Origin of the sequence: Micromonospora sp. NPDC051300, from assembly GCF_044455315.1 — a bacterium.
Taxonomy (GTDB): Bacteria; Actinomycetota; Actinomycetes; order Mycobacteriales; family Micromonosporaceae; genus Micromonospora; species Micromonospora robiginosa.
Genome location: NZ_JBITEP010000001.1, coordinates 294,823 through 309,867 on the forward strand (window position 1 = coordinate 294,823; position 15,045 = coordinate 309,867).

Below are 15,045 nucleotides of genomic sequence, written 5' to 3' on the forward strand. Positions count from 1 at the left end.
CTTCCGTCCGGGCCGGGCACCGTCGTACGGTAGGCCGCAAGTGACCCACGGGAGCCCGGTGCGGACCGGGCTGAGAGGGGGGCTGACAGCCCCCGACCGTCGAACCTGATCCGGGTAATGCCGGCGCAGGGAGGAGCGTTGCCGTGCCGTCCCTGGGACGACTGCATCTCATCACCGACACCCGGCCGGGGCGGGACCCGCTCGCCGTGCTGCGTGCCGCCCTGCCGGTGGCGGGCGCCGAACTCGTCGTGCAGGTGCGGGTGGCGGACGACGCCACCGACCGGGAGGCGTACGAGCTGGCCCGACGGGTGGTCGAGGCGTGCCGCCCGTACGGCGCGCGGTGCCTGGTCAACGACCGGCTGCACGTGGCGCTGGCGGTGGGCGCGGCCGGCGGCCACGTGGGGGCGGACGACCTGCCGGTGGCGGCCGCCCGGCACGTGCTCGGCGCCGACGCGGTGCTCGGCGCGACCGCCCGGGAACCGGCCACCGCCCGGGCCGCGGTGGCCGCCGGGGCCGGCTACCTGGGCGTGGGCCCGTGCCACGCCACCACCACGAAGCCGGGCCTGCCCGCGCCGATCGGCCCGGACGGGGTACGCGCGGTGGCGGCCGCGGTGACCGTGCCGGTGATCGCCATCGGCGGGGTGACCGCCGCGTCGGTGCCGGCGTTGCGGGCCGCCGGGGCGTACGGGGCGGCGGTGGTCGGCGCGCTGTCCTCGGCGGCTGACCCGGCGCGTGCCACCGCCGAGCTGCTCGGGGCGCTGACGTGTTAAGCGGGGCCCCCTCCTCTACCGAAGGCGTTAACAGGGGGCCCTTCCTTACTCAGGTGGGGGTGGTGGGGGCGGGGCCGGTGGGGCTGGCGATCGCGTGGCGGTGCGCGCTGCGCGGGCTGCGGGTGAGCGTGTACGACGACCGTCCCGGGTCGGGCGCGTCGCAGGTCGCCGCCGGCATGCTCTCGCCGGTCGTCGAGGCGTACTTCGGTGAGCACGAGTTGACCGCGCTGCTCGTCGAGTCGGCGGCCCGCTGGCCCGGCTTCGCCGCCGAGCTGGCCGAGGCGAGCGGCGTCGACATCGGGTATCGCACCGAGGGCACGCTCGTGGTCGGTCTCACCGCCGACGACCTGGCCGAGGCGGGGCGGCTGTGGTCGTACCAGCAGGGTCTGGGACTGCCGATCACGCCGCTGCGCCCGTCGGCGCTGCGCGACCGCGAGCCGGCGCTGGCGACCCGGGTGCGCGGCGGCGCGGTCGCGCCGGGTGACCACCAGGTCGATCCGCGCCGGCTGGTCGTCGCGTTGCGGGTGGCGGCCGAGCGGGCCGGCGTGGTGTTCCGGCCGGCGCGGGTCGGCGCGCTGTCCGAGGTGGACGCGCCGGTCACCGTGGTCGCGGCCGGCTGCGGCGCGGCCGCGCTGACCGGGCTGCCGGTGCGGCCGGTCAAGGGCCAGGTGCTCCGGCTCCGCGCGCCGGCCGGCGGCCCGCCGGGCATCCGGCACGTGATCCGGGGGTACGCCGACGGCGAGCCGGTCTACCTGGTGCCCCGGGAGGACGGCGAGGTGGTGGTCGGCGCGACGGTGGAGGAACGCGCGGACACCGAGGTCACCGCCGGTGGCGTGCTGCGGCTGCTGCGTGCCGCCGCCGAGCTGGTGCCGGAGCTGACCGAGTACGCGCTGGTGGAGGCGGTCGCCGGGCTGCGGCCGGGCACCCCCGACAACGCGCCGGTGATCGGGGCGCTGCCCGGGCGGCCCGGCGTGCTCGCCGCCACCGGGCACCACCGGCACGGCATCGTGCTCACCCCGGTCACCGCCGACCTGGTCACCGAGCTGATCGTCACAGGCGAGCCGGATCCGGCGCTCGCCCCCTTCACCCCCGACCGGTTTCCCAAGGAGTCCCGGTGGAACTGATCGTCAACGGCACGGGACGGACGCTGCCCGACGGCGTCACGCTTGCCGAGGTGGTCCGCGCGGTCACCGGGCAGCAGCGCGGCCTGGCGGTCGCGGTCAACGGCGAGGTGGTGCCGCGCGGCGGCTGGCCGGCGAGCGTGCTGCGCGACGGCGACCGGGTCGAGGTGCTCAGCGCCGCGCAGGGCGGGTGAGCGCGGTGTCCCTGGAGATCGGCGGCGTCGCGTTCGGTTCCCGGCTGGTGCTCGGCACCGGCGGCGCGGCCAACCAGCACGTGCTGGAGGCGGCGATCCGGGCCTCCGGCACCGAACTGGTGACGCTGGCGCTGCGCCGGGTGGACACCACGCCGGTCGGCGCGGGCGGGCTGCTCGACCTGCTGGACCGCTGCGGCGTACGGCTGCTGCCGAACACGGCCGGCTGCCGGACCGCGGTGGAGGCGGTGAAGACGGCGCACCTGGCCCGGGAGGCGTTCGACACCGAATGGGTGAAGCTGGAGGTGATCGGCGACGAGCGCACGCTCCTGCCCGACGGGGTGGAGCTGCTGCGCGCCGCCGAGGACCTGGTGGCCGACGGGTTCACCGTGCTGCCGTACACCTCGGACGATCCGGTGCTCGCCCGCCGGCTGGCCGACGTGGGGTGCGCGGCGGTGATGCCTGCGGGTTCGCCGATCGGGTCCGGCCTGGGCATCGGCAACCCGCACCACATCCGGCTGGTCCGGCAGGCCGTGGACGTGCCGGTGATCCTCGACGCCGGCGTCGGCACCGCCTCCGACGCCGCGCTCGCCATGGAGCTGGGCTGCGACGCGGTGCTGCTGGCCAGCGCCGTCACCCGGGCCGCCGACCCGGTGGCGATGGCCACCGCGATGCGGTACGCGGTCGAGGCCGGCCACCTGGCGTACGGCGCGGGTCGCATCCCCCGCCGCGACCACGCGCTGCCGTCCACTCCCGACGCCGGTCGACCGAACCTGTGACCGGCCCCGCCGTGGGCACGCGCGCGCCCCTGCCGGGGCCGGCCGGTGCCACGATCGGGCGCTGCCCGGACGGTGTCGTGCTGCTGACGGATCGGCGGGTGGCCCGACTGCCGCTCGTCGAGGTGGTGGCGGCGGCGGTCGCCGGGGGAGTGCGGTGGGTGGTGCTGCGGGAGAAGGACCTGCCGCGCGTCGCGCGCCTCGCGCTCGCCGTGGAGCTGCGCGCGATCCTCGGCGAGGCGGGCGGCACGCTTGTCGTCGCCGGTCCCGACCCGCTCGGCGGGGACGCCGTGCACCTGCCGGCCGCCGGCCCGTACCCGCCACCGTGCCTCGGGCTGGTCGGCCGCTCCTGCCACGACGCCGCCGAACTGGCCCGACTGACCACCGAGGACTACGCGACCGTCTCACCGGTGTTCCCGACGCGCACCAAACCCGGCTACGGCCCGGCGCTGCGACGGGACGGGTTGCGCGCGCTGGCCGAGGCGAGCCCGGTGCCGGTGCTCGCCCTCGGCGGCGTCGAGACCCCCGACCAGGTGCGGGCCTGCGTCGACGCGGGCGCGACAGGCGTCGCCGTGCTCGGCGCCTTGATGCGTGCCCCCGACCCCACCGCCACCGCCACCACCCTGACCAGCGCCTTCCACGACGTGCCCAGGCAGAGATCAAGCCTGACCGCCCGGAGTGGGCAGGGTCGGCCACAGCCCCCCACCGCAACCACCAGAGGAACGCAGTGACGCCGCAGACAGTTCTCACCATCGCCGGCTCCGACTCCGGCGGCGGCGCCGGCATCCAGGCCGACCTCAAGACGTTCGCCGCGCTCGGCGCGTACGGGACGAGCGTGCTCACCGCCGTCACCGCGCAGAACACCCGGGGCGTGGACGCGGTCCTGCCGCTGCCCCCGCAGACCGTACGTGACCAGCTCGACAGTGTGCTCGGCGACTTCGCCGTGCGGGCGGTGAAGACCGGCATGCTCGGCACCCCGGCGGTCGCCGGCGCGGTGGCCGAGGCGGCCCGGGACGGGCGGCTGCCGCACCTGGTCGTCGACCCGGTGCTGGTCGCCACCAGCGGGCACCGGCTGGGCGTGGTGGAGGCGGTCGAGCGGCTGCTCCCGTACGCCGAGGTGGCGACGCCGAACTGCGCGGAGGCCGCGGCCCTCACCGGAGGTCCGGTGGGCACGGTCGAGGAGATGGTCGCGGCGGCCGAGGCGCTCGCCGCGCGCGGGCCGGCGTTCGTGGTGGTCACCGGCGGCGACGTCGACGCGGCCGGGGAGTCGGTGGACGTGCTGGCCGGCGGCGGGACGACGCGGCTGCTGCGCGCGCCCCGGGTGGACACCCGGCACAGCCACGGCACCGGCTGCTCGTTCGCGGCCGCCGTCGCGGTGCGGCTGGCGGCCGGCGACGCGGCGCCCGTCGCGGTGGCCGCCGCCAAGGAGTACGTGACCCGCGCGCTGACCGGCGCGCGGCGTTGGGAGCTGGGCGCGGGACACGGCCCGCTGGACCACTTCGGCTGGTCCGCTTGAGCGACAGGGAGGCTGTCATGCAGGCACGTCGCAAGGTGTACGTGGAGGGGACCCGGCCGGACGTCCGGGTGCCGTTCGCGGAGGTGGCGCTGACCGGGGACAACCCACCGGTGCGGCTCTACGACACCTCGGGTCCCGGCTCCGACCCGGAGGTGGGGCTGCCCGCGCTGCGCGGGCGGTGGATCGCCGAGCGGGGCGACGTCGCGCCGGTGCGGGGTCCGGGCACGCCGCTGGCCGGGACCCGGCCCACCCAGCTCGCCTACGCGCGGGCCGGGACGGTCACGCCGGAGATGGAGTTCGTGGCGATCCGGGAGGGGGTGACGCCGGAGTTCGTCCGGGACGAGATCGCGGCCGGCCGCGCGGTGCTGCCGCTCAACGTCAACCACCCGGAGTGCGAGCCGGCGATCATCGGCAGGGCGTTCCTGGTCAAGGTCAACGCCAACATCGGCACCTCGGCGGTGACGTCGTCGGTGGCCGACGAGGTGGAGAAGCTGACCTGGGCCACCCGGTGGGGCGCGGACACCGTGATGGACCTGTCCACCGGGAAGCGGATCCACGAGACCCGCGAGGCAATCGTGCGGAACTCACCGGTGCCGATCGGCACCGTGCCGATCTACCAGGCGTTGGAGAAGGTCGGCGGCGACCCGGTGAGGTTGAGCTGGGAGGTGTTCCGGGAGACGGTGATCGAGCAGGCCGAGCAGGGCGTCGACTACATGACGGTGCACGCCGGTGTGCTGCTGCCGTACGTGCCGCTCGCCGTGGACCGGGTCACCGGCATCGTGTCCCGGGGTGGCTCGATCATGGCGGCCTGGTGCCTGGCGCACCACGAGGAGAACTTCCTCTACACCCACTTCCGGGAGCTGTGTGCGCTGCTCGCGCGATATGACGTCACCTTCTCCCTGGGCGACGGGTTGCGGCCCGGCTCGATCGCGGACGCCAACGACGAGGCCCAGTTCGCCGAGCTGCGCACGTTGGGCGAGCTGACCACCGTGGCGTGGGAGCACGACGTCCAGGTGATGATCGAGGGTCCGGGGCACGTGCCGATGCACAAGATCAAGGAGAACGTGGACCTCCAGCAGGAGTGGTGCCACGAGGCGCCGTTCTACACGCTCGGCCCGCTGACCACCGACGTCGCGCCCGCGTACGACCACATCACGTCGGCGATCGGCGCCGCGATGATCGGCATGTTCGGCACCGCGATGCTCTGCTACGTCACGCCGAAGGAGCACCTCGGGCTGCCGGACCGGGACGACGTGAAGGCGGGTGTGATCGCGTACAAGATCGCGGCGCACGCGGCCGACCTGGCCAAGGGGCACCCCGGCGCGCAGGCGTGGGACGACGCGCTGTCCAAGGCCCGGTTCGAGTTCCGCTGGGAGGACCAGTTCAACCTGGCGCTCGACCCGGAGACGGCGCGGGCCTACCACGACGCGACGCTCCCGGCCGAGCCGGCGAAGACCGCGCACTTCTGCTCGATGTGCGGGCCGAAGTTCTGCTCCATGAAGATCACCCAGGAGCTGAAGGACTACGCGGCGCGGGGCATGCGCGGCAAGTCCGAGGAGTTCGTCGCCGGCGGTTCCCGGGTCTACCTGCCGCTGGCCTGAGCCGCCCGGGGGCCGGACCGATCGCCGGCCCGGCCCCGGACGGTCAGTCGCGGTGGTGCCGGCCGGTACGCAGGGACCGGGCGTCGTCGGCGTTGTCGTCCGAGGCGAGACCGGCGACCCAGTCGACGTACTCGTCGTCGCCTGTCGCTCGCGGCTCCGCCGTCTCCTCGGCCGGCTCCGGTTCGCCCTTGCCCCGGTTGCGCCGGAACAGGCCGCGCCGGGCCTTGGACTTCCCGCCGGCGGCCTCGGTGTCGTCCGCGCCGGCGTGCCGGCCCCGGGTGGTTTCCGGGCCGGTGGTCGTCGCGGCGGGACCGGCCTGGGTGGGTACTGTCGCGTCGGCGGCCGGGGCCGGTCCGGTCACCTCGGGCGCCGGTCGTCCGGCGGGGCGGGCGCCGGTGGCCAGCGCGTCCCATCCGGTGCTGCGGCCCGGCTCGGGCAGGCCCTGGTGCCGGGGACGGGGGGCCGGCTCGGCCCGCGCGGTCGTGTCGTCGCGGTCCCGTCCGGCGGCCGGCTCGCCCGGCGCCGGCGCGGCGGGCGGCCGGGACGGCCGGCCTGCCGCCGGCGTGATCGGCCAGGCCGGTCGCACGTCGCCCGGTCGCTCGTCCTCGAAGATGGGGAACCGCGGCCGGGGCGACGAGGCGGGCCGGTCGACCGGCTCGGGATCGAAGAAGAAGCTCCGCCGCCCGGCGGCCGGCTTCGCGGCCCGCGGCTCGCCCGAGGCGTCGGCGTCGCCCGCCGGCGGGACGGACGGGTCGCCCTGCGGCCGGGTGGGCGCGCCGGTCGGCCGGGCGGACCTGCCGGTCGTCGGCGGAGCGGGCGTGCCGGCGGTCGGGGTGGCCGGGCCGCTCGCCGTGGCGTCCGTGTCGTCCGCCGGGGCGGATCCGACACCCGCCCGGGCGGAGGTGGCGCTCGTCGGGGCGGAGCCGTCACCCGCCCCACCGGAGGTGGCGCCCGCCGGTGCGGACGTGCCGGCGGTGGTCGGGGCGGAGGTGGTGGCCTCGCCGGGCGTCGAGGCGTCGTCGGGCCGGGGCGTGGTCGCCGGCGCGGCGTCGTTCCTGGTCACACGCGGAGCCCGGGTACGCCGGGCCCGGGCGGGCCGGACGGGTCCCGCCGTGTCGTCGGCGTCGGTGGTCGGCTCGTCGGAAGCGGGGGCGCCACCGGGAGCCGCCGCGCCCGGCGTCGGCCCGTCGGTCGCCGACGCGGCGCCGCCGGCGGGGGTCCGGTCGTCGGGCGGCGACGTGGTGCGGGCGGCGCCGCGACTCCGCCGTGGCCGGGCCGGGCGCGGAGCGGCCTCCTCGGTGCTCGGGGCGGCGGACGGCTCGGTGGGGGTCCCCGGCCCCTCCGGCGACGTCCACGGCTCGGGGGCCTGTCGCCCGGCGGTCCGTCCCACCGACCCGGCGGCGTCGCCTGCCGGTCGGGTGGCGTCGGCAGGCCCGGTGGCGTCATCCGGTCCAACGGCGGTGTCGCCCGCGGGCCGGGCCGGGGCCTCGGCCGGTGCCGGGGTGTCGGCCGCCGACGGTGCGGGGGCGGCGACCCCCGGGTCGGGCGTGTCGTCGTCGGCCGAGGGCGTGCCGACAGCCGGCCGCGGATCGGGGCGGCCGGCGGCGAGCACGTCGATGGCCGACGTCCGCCGGCCCGGTGGCAGCAGGTTGGGCATCGGCGAGCCGTGCGCCTGACCGTCGCCGTCCCGCACCGGCGTGCCCGCGGCCGGGTATGCGGGGAGGTCGGGTGCGGTGGGCGACGCCGGGGCGGCGTGCTGGGCGGTGGCGGACCCCCCGGCCTCCGGCCAGTCCCAGTGCGCGGGGGCCGGAGCGCCGCCCGTCGACGGCGTCGTCGTAGCCACCGCCGCGGCGGAGGCGCCGGCCGGCAGCGGGGCGCCGGCCGGCAGCGGCGCGAGGATGTCGGTGGGCTCGACGGTGTCGGCCCCGGTGGCCGGCCGAGGAAGCACGGTGGTGGCGGTCGAGCCGAGCGCTCCGGCGACGATCGCGATCAACGCGCCGTAGTAGGGCGCCACCTGGTAGCGGTCGCTCGCCGTGCCCGGGCCCGCGGTCAGGTAGGCGAAGGCCACCAGCACCGGCCCGGCCGCGCCGGCCGCCCCGCCGACGAGCGGCGGGTGCCCGGCCCGGCGGGCCAGCACGCCGATCGCGCCGCCCGCGAGCAGGGCCAGCGTGGGCAGCAGCAGCATGGCGAGCCGCTGCGCCGCCCCGGGGTCGAGCCAGGACGGTTCGAGGACGCCGAGCCGCACGGTGGCCAGCGGCCGGTTGGTGACGATCGCGGGCGCGACGGAGAGCAGGGCCAGCAGCCAGACGATGCCGGCGGTGAGCACGACGCCCCAGCCGAACGGTGGCTTGAGCAGCACGGCGATCGCCGCGCCCGCGCCCACCACCGCGCCCAGGACGGCGCAGATGCCGGCCGCCCACACCGGGTCGACGGATCCGCCCAGCTCGGCGGCGCGGGCCGGCTGCATGCAGAGCGGGGCGACCACGATCGCGCCCAGCGCGCTGACGCCGGCGATGGAGAGCAGTTCGGTGGTGCCGCCGGGACGGTCGTCGCGGCGGGCGAGGCGTTCGGTGAGGACGGCCCCGGCGACGGCGGCGACCGCGGCGAACCAGGCGACCCAGACGAGCTGGGCGGGCCACCTGTTGACCGCGCCGTCGACGAACGCGCCGTCGAGGCGGACGACTCCGAAGCCGTACGCGATGCCGAGCTGGCCGGCACCGGCCAGCACGCTCACCCCGAGCGCCGTGAGCAGCAGCCTGCCCCACGTCCGAAAGGCCATGTCGGGCACGTTACGGCCCGGTGGGGTGGTTCGCCACCTTGCCACCGCGCGGCGCGGCGAACCGCGCCGGGGTGGCTACTTCAACTCGACCAGACGGGCGAGGTAGGTGGTGTCGCCGACGTTGGTCAGCATGTGCACCGCGCCCGGGTCGCGGTAGACCACCCCGCCGGTGGGCTCGTCGGCGTCGATCGTGGTGCCGTCGATCGTCTGCACCACGTTCTTCGCGCCCTGCACCGCGATCACCAGGTACGGGTGGTCGTGCCGGTGCAGCGGCTGCCGCTCGCCCGGCTCCAGCCGGATGTGCCAGACCCGGACCCGGTCGTTCTCGTAGACGATCTCCTGGCCCACCGGGCCGAGTTCGAGGTCGGTGGAGAGTTCGCTCATCGGGTTCCGTCCAGTTGGGGGAGCACCTCGGCGGCGATGAGCTCCACGTGGTCGAGGTCGTCGAAGTCGATCAGTCGCAGGTGCACCCGGGTGGTCCCGACCGCGGCGAACTCCCCGAGCCGGTCGACGAGCTGGGCCGGGGAGCCGACCACCGGGTCCTCCGGCGGGAGCGCGCTGGTGACGTGCAGCGGCGCGGCCCGCCGCTGCGCCTCGGCGTCGGTGCGCCCGACGGCCACCACGATCCCTGCGGAGAGGGTCAGCGGCGCCCGCCCGGACGCGTCCCGCCCGGTGCGGTCGCACGCCTCGCGGACCCGCTCGTACGCGGCGGCCGTCTCGGCGACGTTCTTGAACGGCATGTTGAACTCGTCGGCGTACCGGGCGGCCAGCTCGGGGGTGCGCTTCGGGCCCTTGCCGCCGACGATCACCGGCGGGCCGGGCCGCTGCACCGGCTTGGGCAACGCGGGCGCGTCGACCAGCCGGTAGTGCTCGCCGCTGTAGCTGTACGTCTCCCCGTCCGGGGTCCGCCACAGCCCGGTGACGATCTCCAGTTGCTCGGCCAGCCGGTCGAAGCGCTCGCTCACCGGCGGGAACGGGATGCCGTACGCGGTGTGCTCCCGCTCGAACCAGCCGGCGCCGATGCCCAGCTCGACCCGGCCGCCGCTCATCCGGTCGACCTGGGCGACCATGACGGCGAGCGGCCCGGGGAGCCGGAAGGTGGCGGAGGTGACGAGCGTGCCGAGCCGGATGCGCGACGTCTCCCGGGCCAGCGCGGCGAGCGTCAGCCAGGCGTCGGTGGGCCCGGGCAGCGCCGGCTTGTCCCCCATCGACCGGTAGTGGTCGGCGCGGAAGAAGCCCTCGAAGCCGGCGTCCTCGACCAGCCGGGCGAACCGGAGCTGGTCGTCGTAGTCCGCGCCGCGGTGGGGTTCGGTGAAGACCGAGACCCGCATGCTCACCGTCCTCCCGCCGCCGCGGCCCGCGGCGGCGTCTCGGCCGACGCGGCCGGCGGTTGCGCCGGACCGGCCGGCGCGGGCACCCCGGGGGCGTCCCGCTCCATCAGCAGTTCGTGCAGCTCGGCGCTGATCCGGGCGACGTCGGCCAGGTGCGCGTGCCGGCCCAGGGTGCGGGGCCGGGGGACGGCCACCTCGACCACCTCGCGGATGCGGCCCGGGCGCGGGCTGAGCACGACCACCCGGTCGGCGAGCAGCACCGCCTCGTCGATCGAGTGGGTGACGAAGACGATCGTCGCCTTCGTGTCCATGTGCACCCGCTGGAGTTCGCCGGAGAGTTCCTCGCGGGTGAGCGCGTCGAGCGCCGAGAACGGCTCGTCCATGAGCATCACCCGGGGCGAGCCGACCAGCGAGCGGCACAGCGAGACCCGCTGCTGCATGCCGCCGGACAGCTCGTGCGGGAGGCGCTTCTCGAAGCCGCCCAGCCCGGCCATCTCCAGCAGCTCGCGGGCCCGGTCGCGGTGCTTGGCCCGGCTCCAGCCGAAGATCTCCACCGGCAGCAGGACGTTGTCGAGCACCGTGCGCCAGGGGAGCAGCGCCGGGCGCTGGAACAGCATGGCGACGTCCTGGCGCGGCTTCGTGATCGGCGTGCCGGCGACGGTGATCTCGCCGGCGGTGACCGGCAGCAGGCCGGCGATCATGCGCAGCAGCGTGGACTTGCCGCAGCCGGACCGGCCGAGGACGGCGACGAACTCACCCTCGGCGACGTCGAGGTCGATGCCGCGCAGCGCCTCCACCCGCCCCGAGCGGCCGTCGAAGGTGCGGGACACCCCGGACAGTCGGATCATCTTCCGCCGGCTCCCTTCCCCATCGTCGCGAACGCGAGCCGGGCTAGCGTAGCGGGCTCGTGCTTATAGCACCGTCCGGGGTGGACGTCAGTCCGCTTTCCGTCACCCCACTTCGTTTCCTTTCCGCAACCCGGACGGTTGCGGCGCGTCATCCCCCTTCTCGTACGCTGTTGCGCGCGAAGAGTCCCCTCGCGACGGTCCAGTCGGCCGACCCTCCTGCCGACCCCGTCGGACCCACGACCCGACCGGCGAAGATCTCCTGGTCGGAAAGGACATGGTGCACTGATGAGAAGGTTGACCCGCACGGTCGCCGCCGCAGCGCTGGCGACCGCCCTCGCCCTCGTGGGCGGCTGCAGCAGTGACTCGGACAAGTCCGAGGCCGGCAGCGGCGGCAACGGTGGGGCGCTGGAGAAGGTGACCTACCTCACGTCGTTCGGTAACTTCGGCCGTGACTCCTACGCCTGGGTGGCGAAGGACAAGGGCTTCTTCAAGGAGGCCGGCTTCGACGTCGACATCAAGCCGGGCCAGGGCACCGGTTCGGTGATCCAGACGATCACCGGCGGCCAGGCCGACTTCGGCCCGATCGACCTCACCGGTGGCATCCTGCAGCTCGGCAACGGCCAGGCCAAGGACTTCGTCGCGGTGGCCGCGATCCAGCAGCGCACCATGGCCGCCATCGTCACGGTCGAGGGCAAGAACATCGCCACCCCGAAGGACCTCGAGGGCAAGAAGCTCGCCGACACCCCGACCTCCGTCGTGCGCAACCTCTTCCCCACGTACGCGCGGCTGGCCGGCATCGACGAGAAGAAGGTGACCTGGGTCAACGGTGAGGCCCAGGGCCTGATCGGCATGCTCGGCTCGGGCTCGGTGGACGGCATCGGTCAGTTCGTGGTCGGCCAGCCCACCGTCGAGGTGGTGACCAAGAAGAAGCCGGTCGTGCTGCCCTACAGCAACGTGATGCAGGACCTCTACGGCAACGCGCTGATCACCTCCAGCAAGATCGCCAAGGAGAAGCCGGAGATGGTGAAGAAGTTCACCGCCGCGCTGCTCAAGGGCCTGGAGTACTCGTTGGAGCACCCGGACGAGGCCGGCGAGATCCTGAAGAAGAACGTGCCGGCCGCCAACCCGGCCGCGTCCGCCGCCGAGCTCAAGCTGATGGCCGCGTACGTCCGGTCGAGCAACTCCGGCACCGCCATCGGCACGCTGGACAGCGGTCGGGTGGCCAAGAGCATCGCGCTGCTCCAGGGTGCGGGCGCGCTCAAGCAGAACCTCACCCCCGACCAGATCATCAACTTCGACCTCGCGCCGAAGGCCTGACCGGTCGGCTCGGGCCACGGGGGTGCGACCCGCCGGACACCCGGTGGGTCGCACCCCCTTCGCGTGCCGGTCGCCCCGACCGGCCGGAGAAGGAGGACACGTTGACGCAGTTGACCGAGGCCCGGCCGGGAGCACCGGCGGAACCGCCTCCGGCGGCGCCCGCCCGACGGCGCCGGGCCGTATCCCCGGCCGCGGTCGGGTTGCCGCTGCTCGGCCTGGTCATCGCGGTGGCCGCCTGGTGGCTGGTCACGTCCGGGCTGCACCTGGTGCACCCGGTCGCGCTGCCGCCGCCGCAGGCGGTGGCCCGCTCGCTCGCCGGCACCACGGACGTGCTGCTGCCCGCGCTGGGGATCACCACCTGGATGACGCTTGCCGGCTTCCTGCTCTCGGCCGCCGTCGGCGTGCTGATCGGGGTGGCGCTCGCCGCGTCCGGCCGGGTGGAGCGGATGTTCGCGCCGCTGCTGGTGGCCGTGAACGCGGTCCCGAAGATCGCCTTCGGCCCGCTGCTCGTGGTGGCCGTGGGCTTCGGTCAGAAACCCATCCTGACCATGGTGTTCCTGCTCTGCTTCTTCCCGATCGTGCTCTCCACCGCCACCGGGCTGACCACCACCCCGGCCGACCTGGCGGAGCTGGGCCGGTCGCTCAACGCCTCCTGGTGGCAGTCGTTCCGCAAGGTCCGCCTGCCGGCCGCGCTGCCGCAGATCTTCGTCGGGCTCAAGGTGGCCATGCCGCTGGCCGCGATCGGCGCGGTGATCGGTGAGTTCTATTCCGACCGGCCCGGTCTGGGTTACCAGATCCTGCAGTACAACGGCGTCGGCGACACCGCCACCGCCTGGGCGGCAATCGTGCTGGTGGCGCTGATGAGCATCGTGCTCTACGCGGCCCTGAGCGCGATCGAGCGGTTCGCCCTGCCCTGGGTCCGCGCCACCACCTCCGCCCGCTGACCGAACGGGAACCCGCGTCGGTCGAGGCAGCCCGACCCACCCCGTCGACCGGCGGCCGACCACGACGACCCGCCCCACCCCCGTCGACCGAACAACCGGCGTCGACAGGGGACACGCAAGCCCACCCCAGTGACGGCCGGACGGTGCCCGACCACGACAGGTGTGGCCCCACCGCAACCGGCGTAGGGATCAAGCCTGACCGCCCGGAGCCGGTTGCGGTGGGGCCACACCCCCCAGCGCAACGAAATACTCAGCCAGCCAACCGCCAACGCCCGCCCCGCGCGACAAGCGTCGTCAACGCCTGCGGCATCAACCCCGAGTGGTTGTCCGGCGTCATCCGGATCGGCCCGGAGAGCCCGTCGAGCTGCGAGGTCTCCAGGACCTCGCGCAGGGCGTCCCGGTCGACCTCGTCGGCCTTGCCGCCGGCGCGCTGCTCGGCGTCGGCGATGAGCTGGACGGCGTCCGCCGCGAACGAGGAGAAGCCGTTGTACCCGCCCCACCGGGCCGTGTAGTCCTGGAACCACTGCCGCCGGGCGGCCTTGGCCGGGGTGGTGGCGATCACGTCGTCGATCACCATGGTCTGGGTGAAGATCAGCGTGGCCTGCTCGGTGGAGCGGGCCGACGGGCCGAGGAAGAGGTCCCCGGCGGCCGAGGCGTCGAAGAAGAGCGACCCGCCGAACTTGGCCTGCCGCGCGGTGGTGGCGGCAAGCGTCGCCTGCTCCGGGGGCGTCCACAGGATCAGGGCCTGCGGCTCCTTCTCGACCAGGTCACCGATCTGCCCGCTCACCTCGGTGTCTGTGGTCCGTACGGACTCGGCGGCGACCAGCTTCAGCGAGGTCTTGCCGAACTCGCGGCGCAGCGCGGCGAGCCCTTCCTGGCCGTACCCGTCGGCGCTGTGCAGCACCGCCACCTTGCGGATGCCGCGCCGGGTGAGTTCGGTGGTGAGGGCCGACGCGCTGTCGACCGCATTCGGCGCCAGCTTGAAGACGTAGCGGCGCTGGTCGACCGGTTCGGTGACCGCTCCGGCGGACGCGAGCGCGATCGTCGGAATGCGCTTGTCGTTGATCGTGCGGGCCGCGCCGACGGCGCATTCGTTGCAGCCGCCCATGATGACGGCGCTCACACTCGAGTCGCCGCTGAAATCATTGATGTTGCGCAAGGACTCGGCGGCGTCGGAGCGGTTGTCCTTGACCTTCAGTTCGATCTTCCGGCCGCCGAGCGAGCCGGAGGCGTTCATCTGGTCGACCTTCAGTTCCAGGGCCCGTTGGTAGACCTTGCCGATCGGTGCGGAAGCGCCGGAGAGTTCGAGGTCGGCGGCGATCACGATCGGGCTGGTGTCCTGCGGTTCCCCGCCGATCCCGCAGCCGGTGAGCGTGGTGGCCAGCACGGCCGATGCGAGCGCCGCGATGCGCGCGGAGCGGATGGGGCTCAACTCAGTCCTCCATGGTGCGGCGCGGGCCGGCGCCCGACCACCGCCGCTTGACCGTCCTCAGTGGAGAGACGGGATTGGTGTGCCGTACGGTGTGCGCGAAGCTTGCAAAACCTTGCCAATGCCGGGCCCTGCGGTCAAGCGCGGCGGCCGGATGCCGTTTCGGGACACTCATCCCACATGGTGGGGACACGAAACGTTAACTGACAATTACTGCACAGATGCGCGCGACCACTCTGGAGTGACATCCCCAGTTCAGGGCGCTGGAGAAAAGAAGGTATTAGGTGACCGGATCGCGGCTTGAGTCGACACCGACCGTTTCCTACCTCACCGCGGCTTCCCAAAAAGGATCTCGTCTGATGAAATCGCGGCCGTGCCGCGCGTGGCGCTGGCCGCTGCACCAGGCACGGGTCAGTGGGCCA

14 protein-coding genes and 1 riboswitch are annotated in these 15,045 nt (G+C 74.7%); of the genes, 9 read left to right on the forward strand and 5 right to left on the reverse strand.

Annotated features, from left to right (window positions below; translation table 11 throughout):
- Positions 1-37 precede the first annotated feature (37 nt).
- Positions 38-149: riboswitch (TPP riboswitch) on the forward strand.
- From thiE to thiC, 7 genes are all read left to right on the forward strand, one after another.
- Positions 144-770, forward strand: a complete 627-nt coding sequence (gene thiE / locus ACIA5A_RS01520) for a thiamine phosphate synthase (RefSeq protein ID WP_396755297.1) — start codon at positions 144-146, stop codon at positions 768-770. It overlaps the preceding riboswitch by 6 nt.
- Positions 764-1,894, forward strand: coding sequence for a glycine oxidase ThiO (gene thiO, locus ACIA5A_RS01525; protein ID WP_396755299.1), 1,131 nt, complete (start codon positions 764-766; stop codon positions 1,892-1,894). The genes thiE and thiO overlap by 7 nt, the downstream gene beginning before the upstream one ends.
- Complete coding sequence (gene thiS, locus ACIA5A_RS01530; RefSeq protein WP_357297993.1) at positions 1,885-2,085, forward strand: sulfur carrier protein ThiS; 201 nt, start codon at positions 1,885-1,887, stop codon at positions 2,083-2,085. Before thiO ends, thiS begins: the two co-directional genes overlap by 10 nt.
- The gene (locus ACIA5A_RS01535) at positions 2,082-2,861 is read left to right on the forward strand and encodes a thiazole synthase (RefSeq protein WP_396755302.1); all 780 of its coding nucleotides are present in this window, start codon (positions 2,082-2,084) and stop codon (positions 2,859-2,861) included. Before thiS ends, ACIA5A_RS01535 begins: the two co-directional genes overlap by 4 nt.
- A gap of 53 nt (positions 2,862-2,914) precedes the next feature.
- Positions 2,915-3,589, forward strand: a complete 675-nt coding sequence (locus tag ACIA5A_RS01540) for a thiamine phosphate synthase (protein ID WP_396755829.1) — start codon at positions 2,915-2,917, stop codon at positions 3,587-3,589.
- Positions 3,586-4,374 (forward strand): bifunctional hydroxymethylpyrimidine kinase/phosphomethylpyrimidine kinase, encoded by a 789-nt coding sequence (gene thiD / locus ACIA5A_RS01545; RefSeq protein WP_396755304.1) that lies wholly within the window; start codon positions 3,586-3,588, stop codon positions 4,372-4,374. The genes ACIA5A_RS01540 and thiD overlap by 4 nt, the downstream gene beginning before the upstream one ends.
- A 17-nt stretch (positions 4,375-4,391) precedes the next feature.
- Positions 4,392-5,975 carry a phosphomethylpyrimidine synthase ThiC gene (thiC, locus tag ACIA5A_RS01550; RefSeq protein ID WP_396755306.1) on the forward strand — a complete coding sequence of 528 codons (1,584 nt, stop codon included), beginning with the start codon at positions 4,392-4,394 and terminating at the stop codon, positions 5,973-5,975.
- A gap of 43 nt (positions 5,976-6,018) precedes the next feature.
- Here the strand turns inward: thiC and ACIA5A_RS01555 are convergent, their stop codons facing one another.
- From ACIA5A_RS01555 to ACIA5A_RS01570, 4 genes are all read right to left on the reverse strand, one after another.
- The gene (locus tag ACIA5A_RS01555) at positions 6,019-8,754 is read right to left on the reverse strand and encodes a hypothetical protein (protein ID WP_396755308.1); all 2,736 of its coding nucleotides are present in this window, start codon (positions 8,752-8,754) and stop codon (positions 6,019-6,021) included.
- Positions 8,755-8,829: 75 nt separating this feature from the next.
- Positions 8,830-9,138 carry a cupin gene (locus ACIA5A_RS01560; protein ID WP_181570310.1) on the reverse strand — a complete coding sequence of 103 codons (309 nt, stop codon included), beginning with the start codon at positions 9,136-9,138 and terminating at the stop codon, positions 8,830-8,832.
- A complete protein-coding gene (locus ACIA5A_RS01565; RefSeq protein WP_396755310.1) occupies positions 9,135-10,085 on the reverse strand; it encodes an LLM class F420-dependent oxidoreductase in 951 nt (316 codons plus the stop codon). The genes ACIA5A_RS01560 and ACIA5A_RS01565 overlap by 4 nt, the downstream gene beginning before the upstream one ends.
- A 2-nt stretch (positions 10,086-10,087) precedes the next feature.
- The gene (locus ACIA5A_RS01570) at positions 10,088-10,933 is read right to left on the reverse strand and encodes an ABC transporter ATP-binding protein (protein ID WP_396755312.1); all 846 of its coding nucleotides are present in this window, start codon (positions 10,931-10,933) and stop codon (positions 10,088-10,090) included.
- 285 nt (positions 10,934-11,218) lie between these two features.
- On the opposite strand from ACIA5A_RS01570, the gene ACIA5A_RS01575 reads away from it, so the two are divergent.
- Together ACIA5A_RS01575 and ACIA5A_RS01580 are read left to right on the forward strand one after the other, a co-directional pair.
- Positions 11,219-12,250 (forward strand): ABC transporter substrate-binding protein, encoded by a 1,032-nt coding sequence (locus ACIA5A_RS01575; protein WP_396755314.1) that lies wholly within the window; start codon positions 11,219-11,221, stop codon positions 12,248-12,250.
- A 101-nt stretch (positions 12,251-12,351) separates the two neighbouring features.
- On the forward strand, positions 12,352-13,194 hold the full coding sequence (locus tag ACIA5A_RS01580) for an ABC transporter permease (RefSeq protein WP_396755316.1): 843 nt from the start codon (positions 12,352-12,354) through the stop codon (positions 13,192-13,194).
- 250 nt (positions 13,195-13,444) lie between these two features.
- Here the strand turns inward: ACIA5A_RS01580 and ACIA5A_RS01585 are convergent, their stop codons facing one another.
- Positions 13,445-14,626, reverse strand: a complete 1,182-nt coding sequence (locus ACIA5A_RS01585) for an ABC transporter substrate-binding protein (protein WP_396755318.1) — start codon at positions 14,624-14,626, stop codon at positions 13,445-13,447.
- Positions 14,627-15,045 lie beyond the last annotated feature (419 nt).

Excerpts from the sequence above, each read along its gene's own strand:
- thiC (WP_396755306.1), top strand. The coding sequence starts at position 4,392 with ATGCAGGCACGTCGCAAGGTGTACGTGGAGGGGACCCGGCCGGACGTC.
- ACIA5A_RS01555 (WP_396755308.1), bottom strand. The coding sequence starts at position 8,754 with ATGGCCTTTCGGACGTGGGGCAGGCTGCTGCTCACGGCGCTCGGGGTG.
- ACIA5A_RS01560 (WP_181570310.1), bottom strand. The coding sequence starts at position 9,138 with ATGAGCGAACTCTCCACCGACCTCGAACTCGGCCCGGTGGGCCAGGAG.
- ACIA5A_RS01565 (WP_396755310.1), bottom strand. The coding sequence starts at position 10,085 with ATGCGGGTCTCGGTCTTCACCGAACCCCACCGCGGCGCGGACTACGAC.
- ACIA5A_RS01570 (WP_396755312.1), bottom strand. The coding sequence starts at position 10,933 with ATGATCCGACTGTCCGGGGTGTCCCGCACCTTCGACGGCCGCTCGGGG.
- ACIA5A_RS01575 (WP_396755314.1), top strand. The coding sequence starts at position 11,219 with ATGAGAAGGTTGACCCGCACGGTCGCCGCCGCAGCGCTGGCGACCGCC.